Source organism: Streptomyces goshikiensis (assembly GCF_014650555.1).
GTDB classification, from domain to species: Bacteria; Actinomycetota; Actinomycetes; order Streptomycetales; family Streptomycetaceae; genus Streptomyces; species Streptomyces goshikiensis.
Genome location: NZ_BMVE01000016.1, coordinates 1 through 18,078 on the forward strand (window position 1 = coordinate 1; position 18,078 = coordinate 18,078).

An 18,078-nucleotide genomic window follows, 5' to 3' on the forward strand; every position below is an offset into this window, starting at 1 on the left:
GTCGTCGTGATGAAGATGTCCGCCGTCTCCACCACATCGTCCAGCGTCGCGACCTGGTACCCGTCCATCGCCGCCTGGAGCGCGCAGATCGGGTCGATCTCCGTCACGATGACCCGGGCACCCTGACCGCGCAGCGACTCCGCACAGCCCTTGCCGACATCGCCGTAACCGAACACCACCGCCACCTTGCCACCGATCAGAACATCGGTCGCACGGTTGATGCCGTCGATCAGCGAGTGACGGCAGCCGTACTTGTTGTCGAACTTCGACTTCGTCACCGCGTCGTTCACGTTGATCGCCGGGAACAGCAGGGTGCCCTCGGACATCATCTCGTAGAGACGGTGCACACCGGTGGTGGTCTCCTCGGTCACGCCGCGGATCTCGGCGGCCAGGGCCGTCCAGTCGAGGGAGGAGTCCCGCAGGAGGGCCAGGACCAGGGCCATCTCCTCGTTGTCGGCGGTCGACGGGTCCGGGACGGAGCCGGCCTTGGCGTACTCGGCGCCCTTGTGGACGAGGAGGGTGGCGTCACCGCCGTCGTCGAGGATCATGTTCGGGCCGGAGTGCCCGGGCCAGGTCAGCGCCTGCTCGGTGCACCACCAGTACTCCTCCAGCGTCTCGCCCTTCCAGGCGAAGACGGGGATGCCGGCCGCGGCTATCGCGGCCGCGGCGTGGTCCTGGGTGGAGTAGATGTTGCACGACACCCACCGCACCTGCGCGCCCAGCGCGACCAGGGTCTCGATCAGCACCGCCGTCTGCACGGTCATGTGCAGGGAGCCGGTGATGCGGGCGCCGGCCAGCGGCTGGGCCGCCGCGTACTCCCGGCGGATCGACATCAGACCCGGCATCTCGTGCTCGGCGAGGGTGATCTCCTTGCGGCCGAACTCCGCGAGGGCCAGGTCGGCGACCTTGAAGTCGGTGAACTCAGCCGTGGGCGAGGGCATGTGCGCTCCTTGATTCGATGATGTTCTGGTGGATCTCTAGCGTGGCGGTCGAGCGGTTGAGGGTGATGTAGTGCAGGCCCGGTGCGCCTTCGGCGAGGAGCCGGTCGGCCATCGCCGTGGCGTACTCGACGCCGATGCGGTGCCCGTCGGCCGGGTTGTCCTTCGCGGCTTCGAGCCGTCCGGCCAGCTCTTCGGGGAAGGCCGCGCCGCTGAGTTCGGCGAAGCGGCCGATCTGGCGGGCGTCGGTGGCGGGCATGATCTCCGGGATGATCGGGGTGTCGCAGCCGGCGGCGGCCACCCGGTCGCGCAGCCGCAGGTAGTCCTCGACGTGGAAGAACATCTGGGTGATGGCGTAGTCGGCGCCCGCCCGGCACTTGGCGACGAAGTGCCGGATGTCGGTGTCCCAGTCGGGCGAGCGCGGGTGCATCTCGGGGAAGGCGGCGACCCCGACGCTGAAGTCGCCCGAGGCCCGGACCAGGGAGACCAGTTCGTCTGCATGGCGCAGGCCCTGGGGGTGCGCCGTCCAGGTGGCGTTCGGGTTGCCCGGCGGATCGCCGCGCAGGGCGAGTACGTCGCGCACGCCGGCGTCCGCGTACTGGCCGATGATGTGGCGCAGCTCGGCCACCGAGTGCCCGACGGCCGTCAGGTGCGCCACGGGCAGCAGGGTGGTCTCGGCGACCATCCGCTTGGTCACCTCGACGGTCCGGTCGCGCGAGGAACCGCCGGCCCCGTAGGTGACGGAGACGAACGACGGAGCCATCGCCTCGATCCGGCGGATGGCGTTCCACAGGACGCGCTCGCCGGCGTCCGTCTTGGGCGGGAAGAACTCGAAGGAGAACGATCGCTGTCCGCTCGCCAGCAGTTCGCGCAGGCCGCTCATCGTCTGACTCCCGTGTTGAAGTACGTGGCCTCGGGGTGGTGGACGACCATGGCGTCCGTGGACTGCTCGGGGTGGAGCTGGAACTCCTCGGAGAGCTGGACCCCGATCCGCTCCGGCCGGAGCAGGTCGGCGATCTTCGCCCGGTCCTCCAGGTCGGGGCAGGCGGGGTAGCCGAAGGAGTAGCGCCGGCCCTGGTATTCGGTGCGGAGCATGCCGCCCAGGTCGGCGGGGTCGTCGGAGCCGATGCCGAGTTCGGCGCGGACCCGGGCGTGCCAGTACTCGGCGAGCGCCTCGGCGAGCTGGACGGACAGGCCGTGCAGCTCCAGGTAGTCGCGGTAGGAGTCGGCCTCGAAGAGCTTGGCGGTGGCCTCGCCGATGCGGTTTCCGACGGTGACGACCTGGAAGCCGATGACGTCGCTCTCGCCGGAGTCCGCGGAGCGGAAGTAGTCGGCGAGGCAGAGCCGCCGGGTGCGCTCCTGGCGGGGGAAGGTGAAGCGGGTCCGCTCGGAGCCGTTCTCGTCGAGGACGATCAGGTCCTCGCCCTTGGACACGCAGCGGAAGTAGCCGTGGACGACGGCGGCCTCCAGGAGGTTCTCGGTCCGCATCCGGTCCAGCCACATCCGCAGCCGCGGCCGGCCCTCGGTCTCGATCGTCTCGCGGCCCAGGCCCCACTGGCCCTTGAAGAGGGCGGCCTCGTCGAGCCAGGAGGCGTAGTCCTTGAGCGGGATGCCCTTGACGACGCGGGTGCCCCAGAACGGCGGGGTGGGGACCGGGTTGTCGACGGAGACGTCGGAGCGCGCCGGTACGTCCTGCTCGGGGAGGTCCGGGAGGGGTACGGACCGCCGGGCGACGCGGCGCTGTTTGAGGGGCGGGAGTTCGGCGCCGGGTACACCGCGTTTGACGGCCATCAGGGTGTCCATCAGGCGCAGGCCCTCGAAGGCGTCGCGGGCGTAGCGGACCTCGCCCTGGTAGATCTCGTGGAGGTCCTGTTCGACGTAGGCGCGGGTCAGGGCGGCGCCGCCGAGGATCACCGGGTAGCGCTCGGCCAGTCCCCGGGTGTTGAGCTCCTCCAGGTTCTCCTTCATGATCACGGTCGACTTCACGAGCAGCCCCGACATGCCGATGACGTCGGCCTTGTGCTGTTCGGCGGCTTCGAGGATCGCGGAGACGGGCTGTTTGATGCCGATGTTGGCGACGTTGTAGCCGTTGTTGGACAGGATGATGTCGACGAGGTTCTTGCCGATGTCGTGGACGTCGCCGCGGACGGTGGCGAGCACGATCGTGCCCTTGCCGTCCGCGTCGGTCTTCTCCATGTGCGGTTCGAGGTGGGCGACGGCCGTCTTCATGACCTCCGCCGACTGGAGGACGAAGGGGAGCTGCATCTGGCCGGAGCCGAAGAGCTCGCCGACGACCTTCATGCCCTCCAGGAGGGTGTCGTTGACGATGTCGAGGGCCGGGCGGGTCTGGAGCGCCTCGTCGAGGTCGGCCTCCAGGCCGTTCTTCTCCCCGTCGATGATCCGGCGGCGCAGGCGTTCCTCCAGGGGCAGCGCCATCAGTTCCTCGGCGCGGCCGGCCTTCAGTGACTTGGTGTTGACACCCTCGAAGAGGGCCATAAGCTTCTGGAGGGGGTCGTAGCCCTCCGCCCGCCGGTCGTAGATCAGGTCGAGGGCGGTGCCCACCTGCTCCTCGTCGAAGCGGGCGATGGGGAGGATCTTGCTGGCGTGGACGATCGCGGAGTCCAGGCCGGCCTTGACGCACTCGTCGAGGAAGACGGAGTTGAGGAGGATACGGGCGGCCGGGTTGAGGCCGAAGGAGATGTTCGAGAGGCCGAGGGTGGTCTGGACGTCCGGGTGGCGGCGCTTGAGCTCGCGGATCGCCCCGATCGTGGCGATGCCGTCGCCCCGCGACTCCTCCTGGCCGGTGCAGATGGTGAAGGTGAGCGTGTCGATGAGGATGTCGGATTCGAGGATGCCCCAGTTCTCGGTGAGGTCCTCGATCAGCCGCTCCGCGATCTCCACCTTGTGCTCGACGGTACGGGCCTGTCCCTCCTCGTCGATGGTCAGCGCGATCAGCGCGGCGCCGTGCTCCCGCGCCAGCCGGGTGACCTTGGCGAAGCGCGAGTCAGGGCCGTCGCCGTCCTCGTAGTTGACGGAGTTGATGACGGCGCGGCCGCCGAGCTTCTCCAGGCCCGCCTGGATGACGGGAACCTCGGTGGAGTCCAGGACGATCGGCAGCGTGGAGGCGGTGGCGAACCGGCCGGCGAGTTCCGCCATGTCGGCGACGCCGTCCCGCCCGACGTAGTCCACGCACAGGTCCAGCATGTGCGCGCCCTCGCTGATCTGGTCCCGGACCATCTCCACGCAGTCGTCCCAGCGGGCCTCCAGCATGGCCTCGCGGAACTGCTTCGACCCGTTGGCGTTCGTCCGCTCGCCGATCGCCATGTACGAGGTGTCCTGCCGGAACGGGACCGTCTGGTACAGCGAGGCCGCACCGGGCTCCGGGCTCGGTTCGCGCACCGCCGGGGCCAGCCCGCGGACCCGCTCGACGACCTGGCGCAGGTGCTCCGGGGTGGTGCCGCAGCAGCCGCCGACCAGGGAGAGACCGTACTCGCGGACGAAGGACTCCTGGGCGTCGGCGAGCTCGCTCGCCGACAGCGGGTAGTGCGCGCCGTCCTTCGTCAGCACCGGCAGGCCGGCGTTCGGCATGCAGGACAGCGGGATCCGGGAGTTGCGGGCGAGGTAGCGCAGGTGCTCGCTCATCTCCGCGGGGCCGGTGGCGCAGTTCAGCCCGATCATGTCGATGCCGAGGGGTTCGAGGGCGGTGAGGGCCGCGCCGATCTCGGAGCCCAGCAGCATGGTGCCGGTGGTCTCGACGGTGACCGAGCAGATCAGCGGGACCGAGAGGCCGAGGGCCTCCATCGCCCGCCGGGCGCCGATGACGGAGGACTTGGTCTGGAGGAGGTCCTGGGTGGTCTCCACCAGCAGCGCGTCCGCGCCGCCCGTCAGGAGCCCCTCCGCGTTCGCCTGGTAGGCGTCGCGGATCGTCGCGTAGTCGATGTGGCCGAGGGTGGGGAGCTTGGTGCCGGGGCCCATCGAGCCGAGGACCCAGCGCTGCTGCCCGGTGGCGGCGGTGAACTCGTCCGCGGCCTCGCGGGCAATCCGCGCGCCCGCCTCCGACAGCTCGAAGTTGCGCTCCGCGATGTCGTACTCGGCGAGGGCGGCGAAGTTCGCGCCGAAGGTATTGGTCTCGACGCAGTCCACGCCGACGGAGAAATACGCCTCGTGGACCGTCCGGACGATATCGGGGCGGGTGACGTTCAGAATCTCGTTGCAGCCTTCGAGGTTCTGGAAATCATCGAGGGTGGGGTCCTGCGCCTGGAGCATGGTGCCCATGGCGCCGTCGGCGACCACCACACGGGTCGCGAGCGCCTCACGGAGGGCATTGGAGCGGTTCCGGCTGTCACCGGAAAGGGTTGGCAGCGAGGCCATGGAAAAGCTCCTGTTCAACGAGAGGGCCGCTCAATGTGAAAGAACGTCGAATACCGTCAGTCCACGGCGCGGACCACCACGGCCGAGTTGAAGCCGCCGTGACCGCGCGCCAGGACCAGCGCGGTGCGCACCTCGGCGGTGCGCGGCCGGGGTCCGATCAGGTCCAGCTGGTACGCGTCGGACAGCCTCACGTTGACCGTGGGCGGGATCAGGCCCTCCTCGATGGCCAGCAGCGCGGCCGCCAGGTCGAGCGGGGCGGCGCCCGAACACAGCCGGCCCGTCATCGTCTTGGGCGCGGTGACCGCGACGCCGCAGGGGCCGAACACCGCGGTGATGGCCTCGGCCTCGATCCGGTCCAGCTCGGGGATGGCGGCCGCGTCGGCGAAGACCACGTCCACGTCGCCGGGTACGGCTCCCGCGTCGGCCAGGGCCAGCTCGATCGCCCGGCGCAGGCCCGGCTCGCGCCCGCTGCCGGGCCGGGGGTCGGACGCCGCTCCGTAGCCGGAGATCTCCCCGTAGACGCGGGCGCCGCGCGCCCGGGCCGCCGCGGCGGACTCCAGGATCAAGATCGCGCCGCCCTCACCGGGGACGTGTCCGGCTGCCTCGGCGTCGAAGGGGAGGTAGGCGCGGGTGGGCTCCGCGCTGCCGCTCAGCCGGCCGCTGACGAGCTGGACGCCCCAGCCCCAGGGGCTGAGCGAGGCGTCCACGGCGCCGGAGACGACCAGGCCGGCGCCCTCACGGATGCGGCGGCGGGCCTGCGCGACGGCGTCGAGCCCGCTCGCCGCGCAGACCGCGGCGCCGCCGGCGTCCAGCCCGCCGAGGTCGAGCGCGCCGAGCTCCTCGGGGTCCACGCCCGCGTCGGCGAGCGCCCAGCCTGCGGCGACGAGCGTGATCCGGGGCATCCGGCCGCTCTGCGCCAGCAGCCGGCTCGGCAGTACCCGGCTCGGCGGCCGCCCCTCGGCGGCGAGGCCGGGGACCTGGCCGGCGAGGGTCACCGGGTACGGGGAGGGGTCGAAGCCGGTGATCCGGCCGATGCCGTTCGTACCGGTGCGGGTCGCGGCCCAGAAGCCGTCCGCGCCGAGTCCGTTGGGGGCGGCGACGCCCAGGCCGGTCACGACCACCGAGGTGGCCGTGCCGCGTTCCGCCCGGGACGCGGCGGCCGGGTGGCACAGGGGGATCCGGCCCAGCCGTCGCCGGCAGCCGGGGCCGTGGTGGAAGGCCGGGCGCGAACGTCCGGCGGGCCGTAAGCGGGATCGCGTTCCGGGCCGGGAGTGGGCGGATTCGCGGTCGGCGGGACGCCGCGATCCGGTGAAGGGTTTCACGGCACCGATTGCCGGTGGGGGGTCCGTCCGGACCACTGTCAGCGTGCCGTGCATACCTTCCCTCTCCTTTGACCCACCGCGAAAAGAATGCCGGAGCACGATGTACAGCGTGTTCCGTCACGGGCCGCGGTTCAATACGGGGCCGTGCAGAACTCGGTCAGGTTTCCGTAAGGCCATTGCATACGTGTCGGGTTCAGTTCAGGAGAAGTCCAGGGGAATGTCAGATGTCGAGCAGGGCGCGGCGGTAGCCCTCGGCGAGTTCCTTGAACGCGGCCTCGAAATCCGGGCCGGGCGTACACCGCAGGTCCCGCCAGACCGGGTCGCTGTCGAACCAGTGATCGCTCGTCAGCATGTCGAGCCCCTGGGCCGCGATGCCCCGGGCGGCGAGCAGCTCGCGGGCGCGCACCGCCGTGAGGTCCTCGGCGGCCGGGTCCGCCGCCGGGCCCGCGACGGCGGCGACCGCGCCGAGCAGGGTGCGTACGGTGACGGGCACGGGGTGGGCGGCGTGGTAGACGGACGCCGTCAGGTCCCCGGCCGGGGCGAGGCCGGCGCCGAGCAGGAGCCGGGCCAGGTCCTGCGCGGTGATGACGGACGTACGGGCGGCCCAGCCCTCGACGGTGCCCGGCAGGGCCCGCAGGATCCGGGCCAGGCCCGGGACCACCCAGCGGTCGCCGTCGCCGAGGACGAGGTGCGGGCGCAGGACGACCCCGCCCGCCGCGAGGACGGCGTCCTCGGCGTGGGCGCGCGAGCCCGAGGTGGGCGAGCCCGGGTTGCGGACGAGGTCCTCGGGCCGGGCGGCGCGGAAGGCGCCGCGGCCGTACACGGAGGCGGTGCTGAGGTAGACGACGCGGGAGACCCCGGCGCGCCGGGCCTCGGCCATCAGGGCGGCCGTACCGCGGGCGTTGACGGCCTCGTTGGCCTCGGGGGTGCCGCCGATCTGCGAGGCGCAGTGCAGCAGTACGTCGACCCCCTCGCAGACGCCCCGCAGCGAGCCGGGGTCCGAGAGGTCGGCGCGCACGGTCCGGTGGCCGGGGACCACGGCGCCGGGGCCGTGGCCGTGGCCAAAGCCGGAGCCAGAGCCGGGGCCGGCCGTGGCGGGGTCAGGGCCGGCCGTGGCGGGGCCGGCCGCGGCCGCGCCGGCCGGCGGTCTTCGGTGGGACATCAGCCGCAGGGACAGGCCGCCCCGGCGCTCGGCCTCGCGGGCGACGTGTCCGCCGATGAATCCGGCCGCTCCCGTGATCATGATGGTGGGCACGCGCGCTCTCCCGGTGGTGGTGATGGCGGGCTCAGCCCGCGCTGGGGCGCAGGGTGAGGTCGGCGGTGAAGACCGGCCGGTCCTGCTGGGTGCCGACGACGTGGACGGCGATGTCCCCCGCCGCGTCGGGGCGTTCGGCGCGGGCCTCGATCCAGCAGGGGGCGTCGAGTTCGGCGTACCGCTCGAAGGTGCTCGCCATGCCGAGGACGAGGGCGTCCGGCAGTCCGGTGACGGCGTGGGCGGCCTGGCGGGCCGACTCCAGCAGCACCATGCCGGGGACGTGGTCGACGGGGTGGTCGAAGAAGATCGGGTGCTCGGTGTCGACCCGGAGCTCCCACCGGTCGCCCGGACCCGCCGGGGCGGGGGCGAGGACGACGTTGCCGGGGGCGGAGGACCTGCCGACCACGGCCGGGTCGACGGCCGGCGGCGGGGTGCGGTCCGAGGTGGTGGGGCGCTCGCCGCGCAGCCGCCGGTGCACGGCCGGGCTGGTGCAGCTGAAGGCGGCGGAGGCGGTGGCGAGCGGCACTCCGTCGCGCCACACCGAGACCTCGTAGCGCATGCTCGCGATGGTGCGGCCGCGGCGGACGACGTCGCGGCACACGGTGCGCAGTTCGACCTCGGTGGGCACGGGGCTCGCCACGAGCGCCTCGGGGGTGGCTATGAAGGACATGTCCCACATCAGGAACTGGTGCCCGAAGGGGACCCCGTACTCGGAGTGCGCGAGTAAGGCCCCGGTCTGGCGGACCGACTCGATCAGCAGCAGCGGGTCCTGGTAGCCGCCGGCCGGGGCGAAGAGGGAGTGGCCGCGCGGCCACTGCGCCCGCACGACGTAGGAGTCGCTCTGGTCGCGGCCGGCGAGCGGGTCGGGTCCCCAGCCGGTCAGCAGTACTTCGCTGACGGCCGCGCGGTGCACGTACTCCCGGGGCACCGTGGTGGTGAGCAGGCAGTTCGCCGCCGGAGCGCTGTGGTGGGCGGGGATACGGAGAGCGGTGAGGGACGACATGCGCTGTACTCCTGTTCTGCTTGAAGAGCAGGGGTGAGCCACGCACACGTCGGCAGCCCCCCGCTGTGATCGCTTGCAGACCTCTAAGATACAGACAGGTCGGTTCTTTTCTTAAGGAAATCTTCGAGTTTTCCGTAACAACCGCTGACCCGGACCGACGGAATCCCGCCAAGAGGTCGGTTCCTCCCGCGCGAGCGCCGCCGGAACCCTTGACTCCGGCCCCAACTCCACTGGAACAGACAGCACTGCCGGGTTTACGCGCCCGCAACGCGGGTCGCCGCACCTCATCTCCGATCACGGAAAACGACCAAACCGATGACCCAAAACACCCTATTTTCACGATACTTGCTGTTCAGAGAGGCCTCCCGGCGACCCGACCAACACCAACGCGCGGAGCCCGCGCTCCCGTTGACAATCAGACAAGTCTGTTTGGTATCTTCATTCAGCACGAGCGTTCAGCAGTCCGATGGCGCGACTGCGCCTCAGGAGGAGCAGATGAATCGGCAGGCCGCGGATGTCCTCGAACCCCGCTCGGAGCAGATCCGCCCCCAGCGCACCCTGCTTTCCCAGCCGGGCCACTTCCCGCCGCCGCGGGTGGAGCGGCCCGCCGCCGCGGCCGAACCGGCCCTGCGGGTCCTCGTCGTCGAGAACGAGGCGCGCGCGGCCGACACCCTGGTGGTGGGGCTGCGCCGGCACGGCTACCTGGCCGAGAGCGTGGCCACCGGCGCCCTCGCCCTCCAGGCGCACGGCGACGCCGACCTGATCCTCCTCGACCTCGACCTGCCCGACCTCGACGGCCTGGAGGTCTGCCGCGCCATCCGCGCCGTCGGCGACACCCCGCTGATCGCGGTCACCGCGCGCGGCAGCGAGCTCGACCGGGTGCTCGGGCTCCAGGCCGGGGCGGACGACTACCTCGTCAAGCCGTACGGTTTCCGCGAACTGCTCGCGCGGATGGAGGCGGTGATGCGCCGGGCCCGCCCCCGGCCGCAGGCCAGCCGGGTCATCACGCACGGGCCGCTGCGCATCGACGCCGGCACCCGCGAGGTCCTGCTGGCCGGCCGGCCGGTGGAGCTGACGCGCAAGGAGTTCGACCTGCTCCATCTGCTCGCCTCGCAGCCGGAGGCGGTCATCTCCCGCCGCCAGCTGATGACGCAGGTGTGGGACGACACCTGGTCGCACCGCGGCCGCACCATCGACACCCACGTCAGCAGCCTGCGCGGCAAGCTCGGGGCGAGCGGCTGGATCGTCACGGTGCGCGGCGTCGGGTTCCGCCTCGGCCGGCCGTAGCCCCTCCCGGGCGCCCGGGAGGGGCCGCCCGGGGCCCCTCGTTCCGCAGACCGATACGATTCCGACAGGTCGGTTTGGTTCCAGTCAGTAACGCAAGGACGTAGCATGGCACAGCAAGAACGCGGCAACCGGTCGAGGCGGTCGATCCTGGAGGCCGCCGCGCGCGTCTTCGACGAGCGCGGGTACGACGCCGCGAGCACGAACGAGATCCTCGCGAGCACCGGTCTGACCAGGGGGGCGCTCTACCACCACTTCCCCTCGAAGGAGGCGATCGCCTCCGCGCTGGTGGCCGCGCAGAGCGAGGCGCTGGTGGTGCCCGACCAGCCCGTCAAGCTCCAGGCCGTCATCGACCTCACGCTGGAGTTCGCGCGCCGGCTCCAGCACGACCCGGTGCTGCGGGCGAGCGTACGGCTGGCGGTGGAGCAGACCTCCTTCTCGCGCCCGGCGCAGACCCCGTACGAGCAGTCGAACGCGACCATCCTCGACCTGCTGCGCCAGGCGCGGGAACAGGGTGAGGTGCTGCCCGGCGTGGACCTCCAGGAGGCCACGTCCACGATCGTGGGGGCCTTCACCGGCCTCCAGGTGATGTCGCAGGTGTACAGCAACCGGCAGGACCTGCCGGACCGGGTCTGCGCGCTGTGGCGGTTCCTGCTGCCCGGACTGGCCACGCCCGGCATGCTCGCCCGGCTGCGCACGGCGCCGCTGCCGCAGACCGCACCGCAAGCCGCGCCGCAGACCGCGCCGTAGCCCCCGCGCGCCCCGTCAGTCCTGACGGCCCGCCGCCCCCAGGGGGCTTCCTCCCCGCGCCGGCCCCCGGGGGCCGAACAGGGGGCGCAGCAGGTCCCAGATCCGCTCCGAGGTGCGCGGTTCCCACCACGTGCCGTCGGTGCGCCCCAACGACTCCAGCCCGGCGGTGACCACCACGGCGAGGTCGGCCAGTTCGGCCAGTTCCCCGCCGGCCGAGACCAGGTGACGGCGGACCAGGTCCAGGGCGTCGTCCCGCAGCCGCGGCGGCCCGGCGCTGCCGTCCGCCGCCAGCTGCGTGCCCGCCCGTACGAGTTCCTCGTCGCGCAGCGCGGTGCACAGCGAGGAACAGAACCGGGCGGCGGCCGACTCGGCGGGGCCTTCGAAGGCCTCCTCCGCCAGGGTCGTGGCCCGCTCGAAGGCCTGGCTGTACACGGCGGCGGTCAGCTCCGTGGTGGAGGAGAAGTGGTGGTAGAGCGCTCCGCGGCTCACTCCGGCGGTGCGGCAGATGTTCACCAGCCCGGCGTCGGCGGGCCGGCCGTCCGCGATGATCCTCGCCGCGGCGGAGACCAGGGCCTGGCGGGTCTGTTCGGAACGCTTCTGCATGGCGCGGCACCTGCATCTCTCTCTTCACGGCACACAGAAGCGCGGGGGACCGCCGGGCCGTCGGCACTACACCGAATCATACAACCCTGCCTGTTTTTTGAAACCCCTCGCCCAACGAGAGCCCCTTTACAGCCCCTTTGACCTCCCCGGATGCTTGGTATTCGCTGATTTCGCGCAGACTGATTCAGTAACAACCAGACAAGTCTGTTCGTTATGACGGCGTCGGCCGGCGCCGTGACCTTCCCTCACCGGCCGACGCGGGAGCACTCCGGCCGGTCAGACCTGCTTCACGGACATCGAGTGCCGGAAGTAGTCGGAGGGGTCCCACCTGGCCTTGACCTGCTGCAGCCGCGCGTAGTTGCCCTTGTAGTACAGCCGCTGCCACGGCACGCCGGAGGTGTTCTGCGCCGGATCGGCCATGTCGGTGTCCGGGTAGTTGATGTAGCAGCCGTCGGTCTGGCCGTCGAGGCCCGGGACCCCGCCCGTCGCCGCGTGCATGTTCGCGTACAGGGTGCGCAGCCAGGCGACGTGCGTGCTGTCCTCGGCCGCGCTGTTCCAGAACGTCTGGTAGAGCATCTTGAAGGCCGAGCTGCGCTGCGGGATCGCCGTGGCGTCGGGCGCGACCGCGTTCACCTGGCCGCCGAAGGAGAACAGGATCAGCATGGCGCGCGGGTTCGTGTAGTCCGCCGCCGTCATCGACGCGTACAGCGAGGCGAGCTGCGCGTCCGTGAAGTTGGTGCGCATGTACGCCGACTTGTGGGCCCCGCGCAGCGTGGGGTCGTTGAGCGTGGTGTTGATGGTGCCGATGAGGCTGGCGGCCTGGAGCCACGGCAGTTTGCGGCTCGCGGCGCGCGCGGTGGTGACCCCGTCGAGGATCTGGTTGAGGTAGGTGTCGAGCATCGCGGCCGCGTCGGGGACGCCGGCGTCCACCTGGGTGACCAGGTTCAGCATCCCGCTGGCCTTGGAGTAGACGTTCAGGATGCTGCTCAGGTTGCGCAGCGGCGAGTTGGGGGCGCTGTTCGCCTCGTGCCAGGCGCCGAAGTTCTTCACGAGCCGGCTGAACTTGGCCTCGTCCAGCTGGCTCCAGGGAATGCCCTGGATGTGCATCAGGACGTGGGAGGGCGGGGAGACGAGCTGGTTCTCCGGGGTGGCCGCGGAGCCGCCGGGGGCGTTCGGGGAGCGCAGCCAGTAGCGCGTGACCACGCCGAAGTTGCCGCCGCCGCCGCCCGTGTGCGCCCACCACAGGTCCCGGTTGGGGTCGTTCGGCTCGCGGGTGGCCCGCACGATGCGGGCGGTGCCGGAGGCGTCGACGGTGACGACCTCGACGGCGTAGAGGTGGTCGACGACCAGGCCGTTGCGGCGGGAGAGGAGACCGTAGCCGCCGCCGGCGATGTGGCCGCCCGCGCCGACGCCGTAGCAAACGCCGCCGGGGAGGGTGACGCCCCAGCCCTTGTACAGGGCCTCGTAGACGTTGAGGAGACGGGCGCCGGGCTCGACGGCGAAGGCCCGCATGGCCGGGTCGTAGCCCACGTACGTCATCTCGGAGCAGTCGAGGATGACCTGGACGTCCGGGTTGCAGACGAAGTTGCTGAAGCAGTGGCCGCCGCTGCGCACCGAGACCCGCTTGCCGGCCCGGTACGCGGCGGTGATGGCGGCGGCCGCGTCGGGCGCCGACTTGATCATCTTCACGTACGAGGGCGCGGCGACGTACCGCTGGTTGTTGCCGGTGGTGAGCTGCGCGTACCGCGGGTCGTTCGGGGTGATCGTGGCCCCGGTCGGCGCCGTCGTACGCGCCCCCATGGCGTCCTGGCCCTCGCCCACGACCTCGTCGGCGACGGCCGGGGCGGCGGTGACGGCGCCGAGCGCCGCGCTGCCGGCGACGGCGGAGACGGTGGCGGCGGCGCCTCTGAAGAGCGCCCGTCTGGCGATGTTGGCCATGCTGGTTTCCCCCTTGGATGTGACGGTGTGTGGGAGGGGCCCCCGGCTGCTGCCGGGGGCCCGTCCGGGGTAGGAGTCGGATGCGGGACGTCGGGAACGGGAAAGGACCGCCGGGGCCCCCGGTGGCCGGGGGCCGGGGCGGCTAGCCCTTGGGGGCCGGGCCGTTGCCCAGCGACGAGGCGCCGCTGGCGTCGATGACCTGGCCGGAGACCCAGCCGGCCTCGCCGGACGCGAGGAACGCGGCGATGCCCGCCACGTCCGCCGGGGTGCCGGTGCGGCCGAACGCCGACCAGCTCTCGGCCGCGGCCCGCATCTGCGGGTACGCCAGCCAGGGGTTGAAGTCGGTGTCGATGATGCCGGGGGCGATCGCGTTGACGGTGATCCCCCGGGGCGCGAGCGCCTCGGCGAGGGTCAGGGTCAGGGTGTTGGCCGCGCCCTTGCTCAGCGAGTACGCGACGACGTTGGGCATGGCGATACGGGTGGTGGCGCTGGAGACGTTGATGATCCGGCCGCCGTCCCGCAGCCGCGTCAGGCCCTGCTGGATGACGAAGAACAGGGACTTGACGTTGACGGCGATCAGCTTGTCGAAGGCCTCCTCCTGCACGCCCTCGATCGGGCCGAGCAGGCCGGCGCCGGCGTTGTTGACCAGGATGTCCAGGCCGTCGGCGTGCCGGTCGAACTCGGCCCAGAGCGCGGCCGCGTCGCCGGCCACGCCCAGTTCGGCCTGGACGAGGAAGGCCTGGCCGCCCGCGGCCTCGATGGCGGCGACGACCTCCTTGGCGGCGCCGTCACTGCTGTTGTAGTGGACGCCCACGCGGGCGCCGTCCGCGGCCAGCCGCTCGGCGACGGCGCGGCCGATGCCCTTGCTCGCGCCGGTCACCAGTGCGGTCTTGCCCGTAAGTGCGGTCATATTGACATCTCCTGAATCGAGTGGGGACAACAGTTTTCAATGGGTCCGGGGGTACGCGGGCCGCTTCGGCCGAACCCGGGGGACCACCGGCCCGGGCCCGTGCCGGCCGCGCGCCGGCCGCGGCGCCGGCCCCGCCAGGACGGGCCCGCCGGCGACCGAGCGCACGGTGGTGGTGGCGCACGGCAGGGCGAACCGGAGCCGGTGCCCCGGGCCGCCGAACAGCAGGTGCAGCGCCGGATCGGCCCCGGCGGCCGCGGTGTCGGCCCCGTACGCCGCCCCGGTGACGGCGCAGAGGCCGGGGCGGTCCGCGAAGAGCTCCGCCAGGGCCGCCGCGGCCAGGTTGGAGCCGCCCTTCACGGCCAGGACCGGGGCGGCCCGCCCCTCCCGTACCGCCAGCACCAGCGGGTAGCTGGTGAGCGGCGCCAGCCGGCGCCGCAACGCGGCGCGGGCCGCCGGGTCCGCGCCGACGACGACCGGGGCTCCCTTGACCGTCACCCGGCCGTCGGGCACCCCGAGCGAGGCGGCGGTGTCCAGCGCCGGCCACAGGGCCGGTACGGGCCGCACCGCGCCCGGGGTGAACAGCCGCTCCCCGCCCGGCCCGCGCAGCTCGGCCCGCGCGCCGGTCAGCGCCTCGGTGAGGGTGAGCCTCCCGGCGGCGTCCAGGGCGTCCAGCAGCCGCTGTTCGGCCGGCCGGCTCTGGGCGAGGGCCCGGAGCAGGCGGCGGATGCCCTCGGCGTGGTCCGCGCCGGCGTCCAGCCGGGCGGTGGCGACCGCGGTCCCGGGGCCGAGGTCCCGGGGCCCGGCGGTCAGCAGCGCCTCGTCCGAGGACAGCACCAGTACGTCGGCGTCGGGCCCCGCCTCGGCCAGCAGCGCGGCCGGCGAGGTCCCTTGCCGGGCGGCCAGCACGCGCCGCCCGGCGTGCCGGCCGGTCGGCTCGATCCGCAGCATCCCGGCGTACGGTTCGGCGGCGATGACCACGGCCCGCCGCCGGCCGGGCGCAGCCGAACGCCATACGGCGGGGCTGACGCTGATCACCGGGCCGGCTCCGCCGCCCGGGGCCGGGCGATGGTCAGGCAGACGACGCCCGCGGCCAGGCCGATGCCGAGGGTCAGCCACCAGCCGCGGTCGAAGGCGGCGACCCGGCCGGCGCCCGCGGTGCCTGCGAGCACGGCGATCAGCACGGCGACCCCGAGGACCGAGCCGATCTGACGGGCCATCGTGACGACCGCCGAGCCGGTGGAGAAGGTGCCCGGCGGCAGCGCGGCCACCCCGGCGCCGACCAGCGTCGGCACGGTCAGCCCGACGCCGACGCCGGTGAGCAGCATGCCGGGCAGCAGCCCGGTGACGTACTCGGGCCGGGTGCCGAGCGCCGCCAGCCACCAGCCGATGCCGGCGGCGAAGACCAGGCAGCCGAAGGCGGAGACCGCGCCGGCGCCCCAGCGTTTGGTGAGCGGCCCGGCGCCCATCGCGAGGATCGGCACCATCGACGGGCCGGGGGCGATGGCCAGTCCGGTCTGCAGCGGGGTCCAGTGCCAGACGTCCTGGGACCAGAGCACCGCGGACAGCAGCATCATCGCGAAGGCCACCGCGAAGACCAGGTTGGCGAGCGTCGCGGAGGACATCCCGGGCAGCTTCAGCAGGCCCAGCGGCAGCACCGGCGCGGGGTGGCGCGCGGAGCGCAGGACGAACAGCACCAGGATCACGACCGAGCCGCCCAGGCAGCCGAGCACCTCGTACGAGGACCAGCCCCAGTCCTCGCTGCGGACCACGCCGAGCGAGAGGAGGGCGATGCCGGCGGTGAGCAGGCCGACGCCCAGCAGGTCGGCGCGGGCGGCGGCGGTCCGCCCGGGGGTGGCCGGGATCGCGCGCAGGCCCACGATCCAGGCGACGAGCCCGATCGGCACGTTGACCAGGAAGATCAGGCGCCAGTCGAGTTCGGTGAGCAGACCGCCGGCCAGCGGCCCGAAGGCCGCCGCGAGCCCGCTGATGGCGCTCCACGTACGGATCGAGGGGATCCGCCGTTCCGGCGGCGCCACGGTGAGCAGGATGCCCAGGGAGGACGGGATGAGTAGCCCCGCCCCGACGGCCTGTACGACGCGGGCGCCGACGAGCACCCACACGGTGGGGGCCAGCGCGCAGGCCACGGAGGCGAGCGTGAAGACCACCAGTCCGGCCAGGTAGGCCCGGCGCGGCCCGATCCGGTCGGCCAGTCCGCCGGCCGGGATCAGGGAGGCCGCGAAGATCACCGCGTAGGCGTTGAGGATCCACGACAGCGAGGCCAGGGAGGCCCCGTCGTAGTGCGCGCCGACGTCGGGCAGGGCGACGTTGACGATGAAGACGTCGAGGTTCGACATCGCCACGCCGGCCGATATCACCCCGAGGACCACGCCGAACCTGGTGGCCTGCCCGGTGGTTGTTGTTGCCATGGGAGTCGTCTCCGGTAGTGGCTGCGGGTTTCGGGTCAGCCGAGGGTGACGGGCAGCCGGTCGTGGCCGCGCTGGACGATCTGGTCGCGGAAGCCGGGGGTGCCGACGACGGCGAGGTCCGGGAAGCGCCGGAACAGCTTGGGCAGCAGGGTCTCGGCGGTCATCCGGGCCAGGGCCGCGCCGAGGCAGTAGTGCGCGCCGGCGCTGAAGGTGAGCTGCTTCTGGTTGCCCGGGCGGTCGGGGTCGAAGCGGTCGGGCTCGGTGAAGCGGCGGGGGTCGCGGTTGCCGGAGGCGATCAGCAGGGTGACGGCGCTGCCGCGGGTGACGGTCTCGCCGAAGAACTCCTGGTCCTCCCCCGCGACCCGGTTCAGGGCGTGCACGGGCGGGTCGAAGCGGAGCACCTCTTCCAGGAACCGGGCGGTGAACTCGGCGTCCTCGCGGATCCGTTCGGCGTACTCGGGGTGTTGGGCGGCGATCCGGATCGAGTTGCCGAGGAGGTCCTGCGGGGCCTCGCTGCCGGCGACGATGACCGCCATCAGGTTGGCGACGAGGTCTTCCTCGGTGAGGTCGCTGCCGGCGTCGCGGGCCTTGACGAAGGCGCTGGTGAGGTCGGTGCCGGGCGCGGCGCGGCGCCGGTCGACGAGGTCGGCGACGTACTCGGCGAGCTTGTCCATCGCCGCGTCGCCGGGGTTGAGCTGGCTGAGGTCGCCGACCGGGTCCATCGAGGTGGTGATGGCCTTGATCAGGGGGTGCATCCCCGGCTGGTCCTCGGGGGGTATGGAGAGCAGCTCGCCGAGGACGGCGATCGGCAGCCGGTACGTCAGTTCCTCGACGAGGTCGACGCCTTCGGGGGCTCCTTCGGCGGCGGCCTTCTCCAGGTGGGCGACGGCCTCGTCGGCGAGCCGCTCCACCATGGGGCCGAACGCCGAGACGCTGTGGGCGGAGAAGGCGCTGGAGAAGAACCGGCGCATCCGGTCGTGGTCGGGCTCGTTGCTGAACAGCATGTTCTTGGTGAGCCACTGCCAGGAGGAGTGCTCGCGCCAGCCGGGCATCCGCAGGTCCTGCATGGCCGCGTCGGTCTGCAGCAGCCCGGGGGCGCGCAGGGCGCGGGCGCACTCCTCGTAACCGACGGCGAGCCAGTGTTTGTCGCCGAGGCGGACCAGGCCGCCGTGGGCGCGCAGCTCCTCGTAGAGCGGGTACGGGTTCTGCTTGCCCTCGAACGACAGCAGCCGGATCATCGTGTCCAGCGGTTCGGTCAGGGCCTGGGTCTCGGTCACT

14 protein-coding genes are annotated in these 18,078 nt (G+C 72.4%); 2 read left to right on the forward strand and 12 right to left on the reverse strand.

Translation table 11 applies throughout. The features are described from left to right. The 6 genes from IE248_RS32040 to IE248_RS32065 form a co-directional block, all read right to left on the reverse strand. Nucleotides 1-941 (reverse strand): adenosylhomocysteinase (locus IE248_RS32040; protein WP_190032526.1); only part of this gene is annotated, 941 nt, incomplete at its 3' end. Next, on the reverse strand, nt 922-1,821 hold the full coding sequence (metF, locus tag IE248_RS32045; RefSeq protein WP_008740563.1) for a methylenetetrahydrofolate reductase [NAD(P)H]: 900 nt from the start codon (nt 1,819-1,821) through the stop codon (nt 922-924). The genes metF and IE248_RS32040, both read right to left, overlap by 20 nt. Continuing rightward, entirely contained in the window at nt 1,818-5,309 is a 3,492-nt protein-coding gene (metH, locus tag IE248_RS32050; RefSeq protein ID WP_190032527.1) for a methionine synthase, read from the reverse strand. Before metH ends, metF begins: the two co-directional genes overlap by 4 nt. Nucleotides 5,310-5,365: 56 nt before the next feature. Continuing rightward, on the reverse strand, nt 5,366-6,424 hold the full coding sequence (locus IE248_RS32055; protein ID WP_308438199.1) for a beta-ketoacyl synthase N-terminal-like domain-containing protein: 1,059 nt from the start codon (nt 6,422-6,424) through the stop codon (nt 5,366-5,368). Between the two features lie 427 nt (nt 6,425-6,851). Beyond that, entirely contained in the window at nt 6,852-7,886 is a 1,035-nt protein-coding gene (locus IE248_RS32060) for an NAD-dependent epimerase/dehydratase family protein (RefSeq protein WP_229895682.1), read from the reverse strand. Nucleotides 7,887-7,917: 31 nt separating this feature from the next. After that, nucleotides 7,918-8,889 carry a ScbA/BarX family gamma-butyrolactone biosynthesis protein gene (locus IE248_RS32065; RefSeq protein ID WP_008740559.1) on the reverse strand — a complete coding sequence of 324 codons (972 nt, stop codon included), beginning with the start codon at nt 8,887-8,889 and terminating at the stop codon, nt 7,918-7,920. Nucleotides 8,890-9,384: 495 nt separating this feature from the next. Here IE248_RS32065 and IE248_RS32070 point away from each other — a divergent pair, with 495 nt between their 5' ends. Together IE248_RS32070 and IE248_RS32075 are read left to right on the forward strand one after the other, a co-directional pair. Beyond that, the gene (locus IE248_RS32070; RefSeq protein ID WP_008740558.1) at nt 9,385-10,176 is read left to right on the forward strand and encodes a response regulator transcription factor; all 792 of its coding nucleotides are present in this window, start codon (nt 9,385-9,387) and stop codon (nt 10,174-10,176) included. A gap of 105 nt (nt 10,177-10,281) precedes the next feature. Continuing rightward, complete coding sequence (locus tag IE248_RS32075; protein ID WP_047961251.1) at nt 10,282-10,923, forward strand: ScbR family autoregulator-binding transcription factor; 642 nt, start codon at nt 10,282-10,284, stop codon at nt 10,921-10,923. Between the two features lie 15 nt (nt 10,924-10,938). On the opposite strand, the gene IE248_RS32080 is transcribed toward IE248_RS32075, so the two are convergent. From IE248_RS32080 to IE248_RS32105, 6 genes are all read right to left on the reverse strand, one after another. Beyond that, complete coding sequence (locus IE248_RS32080) at nt 10,939-11,526, reverse strand: TetR family transcriptional regulator (RefSeq protein WP_008740556.1); 588 nt, start codon at nt 11,524-11,526, stop codon at nt 10,939-10,941. Nucleotides 11,527-11,802: 276 nt separating this feature from the next. Continuing rightward, nucleotides 11,803-13,464 (reverse strand): FAD-binding oxidoreductase, encoded by a 1,662-nt coding sequence (locus IE248_RS32085; RefSeq protein ID WP_073776718.1) that lies wholly within the window; start codon nt 13,462-13,464, stop codon nt 11,803-11,805. Nucleotides 13,465-13,606: 142 nt separating this feature from the next. Next, the gene (locus IE248_RS32090; protein ID WP_008740553.1) at nt 13,607-14,374 is read right to left on the reverse strand and encodes an SDR family oxidoreductase; all 768 of its coding nucleotides are present in this window, start codon (nt 14,372-14,374) and stop codon (nt 13,607-13,609) included. A 36-nt stretch (nt 14,375-14,410) separates the two neighbouring features. Further along, nucleotides 14,411-15,409: a hypothetical protein gene (locus IE248_RS32095; protein WP_190032529.1), complete on the reverse strand. Its 999-nt coding sequence runs from the start codon at nt 15,407-15,409 to the stop codon at nt 14,411-14,413. Next, nucleotides 15,406-16,800: an MFS transporter gene (locus IE248_RS32100; protein WP_073794867.1), complete on the reverse strand. Its 1,395-nt coding sequence runs from the start codon at nt 16,798-16,800 to the stop codon at nt 15,406-15,408. The genes IE248_RS32095 and IE248_RS32100 overlap by 4 nt, the downstream gene beginning before the upstream one ends. A 35-nt stretch (nt 16,801-16,835) precedes the next feature. Continuing rightward, complete coding sequence (locus IE248_RS32105; protein WP_050779318.1) at nt 16,836-18,077, reverse strand: cytochrome P450; 1,242 nt, start codon at nt 18,075-18,077, stop codon at nt 16,836-16,838. Nucleotide 18,078: the final 1 nt, after the last annotated feature.

Coding starts and splice junctions, on each gene's coding strand:
- metF (WP_008740563.1), bottom strand. CDS start 1,821: ATGAGCGGCCTGCGCGAACTGCTGGCGAGCGGACAGCGATCGTTCTCC.
- metH (WP_190032527.1), bottom strand. CDS start 5,309: ATGGCCTCGCTGCCAACCCTTTCCGGTGACAGCCGGAACCGCTCCAAT.
- IE248_RS32065 (WP_008740559.1), bottom strand. CDS start 8,889: ATGTCGTCCCTCACCGCTCTCCGTATCCCCGCCCACCACAGCGCTCCG.
- IE248_RS32070 (WP_008740558.1), top strand. CDS start 9,385: ATGAATCGGCAGGCCGCGGATGTCCTCGAACCCCGCTCGGAGCAGATC.
- IE248_RS32075 (WP_047961251.1), top strand. CDS start 10,282: ATGGCACAGCAAGAACGCGGCAACCGGTCGAGGCGGTCGATCCTGGAG.
- IE248_RS32080 (WP_008740556.1), bottom strand. CDS start 11,526: ATGCAGAAGCGTTCCGAACAGACCCGCCAGGCCCTGGTCTCCGCCGCG.
- IE248_RS32085 (WP_073776718.1), bottom strand. CDS start 13,464: ATGGCCAACATCGCCAGACGGGCGCTCTTCAGAGGCGCCGCCGCCACC.
- IE248_RS32090 (WP_008740553.1), bottom strand. CDS start 14,374: ATGACCGCACTTACGGGCAAGACCGCACTGGTGACCGGCGCGAGCAAG.
- IE248_RS32100 (WP_073794867.1), bottom strand. CDS start 16,800: ATGGCAACAACAACCACCGGGCAGGCCACCAGGTTCGGCGTGGTCCTC.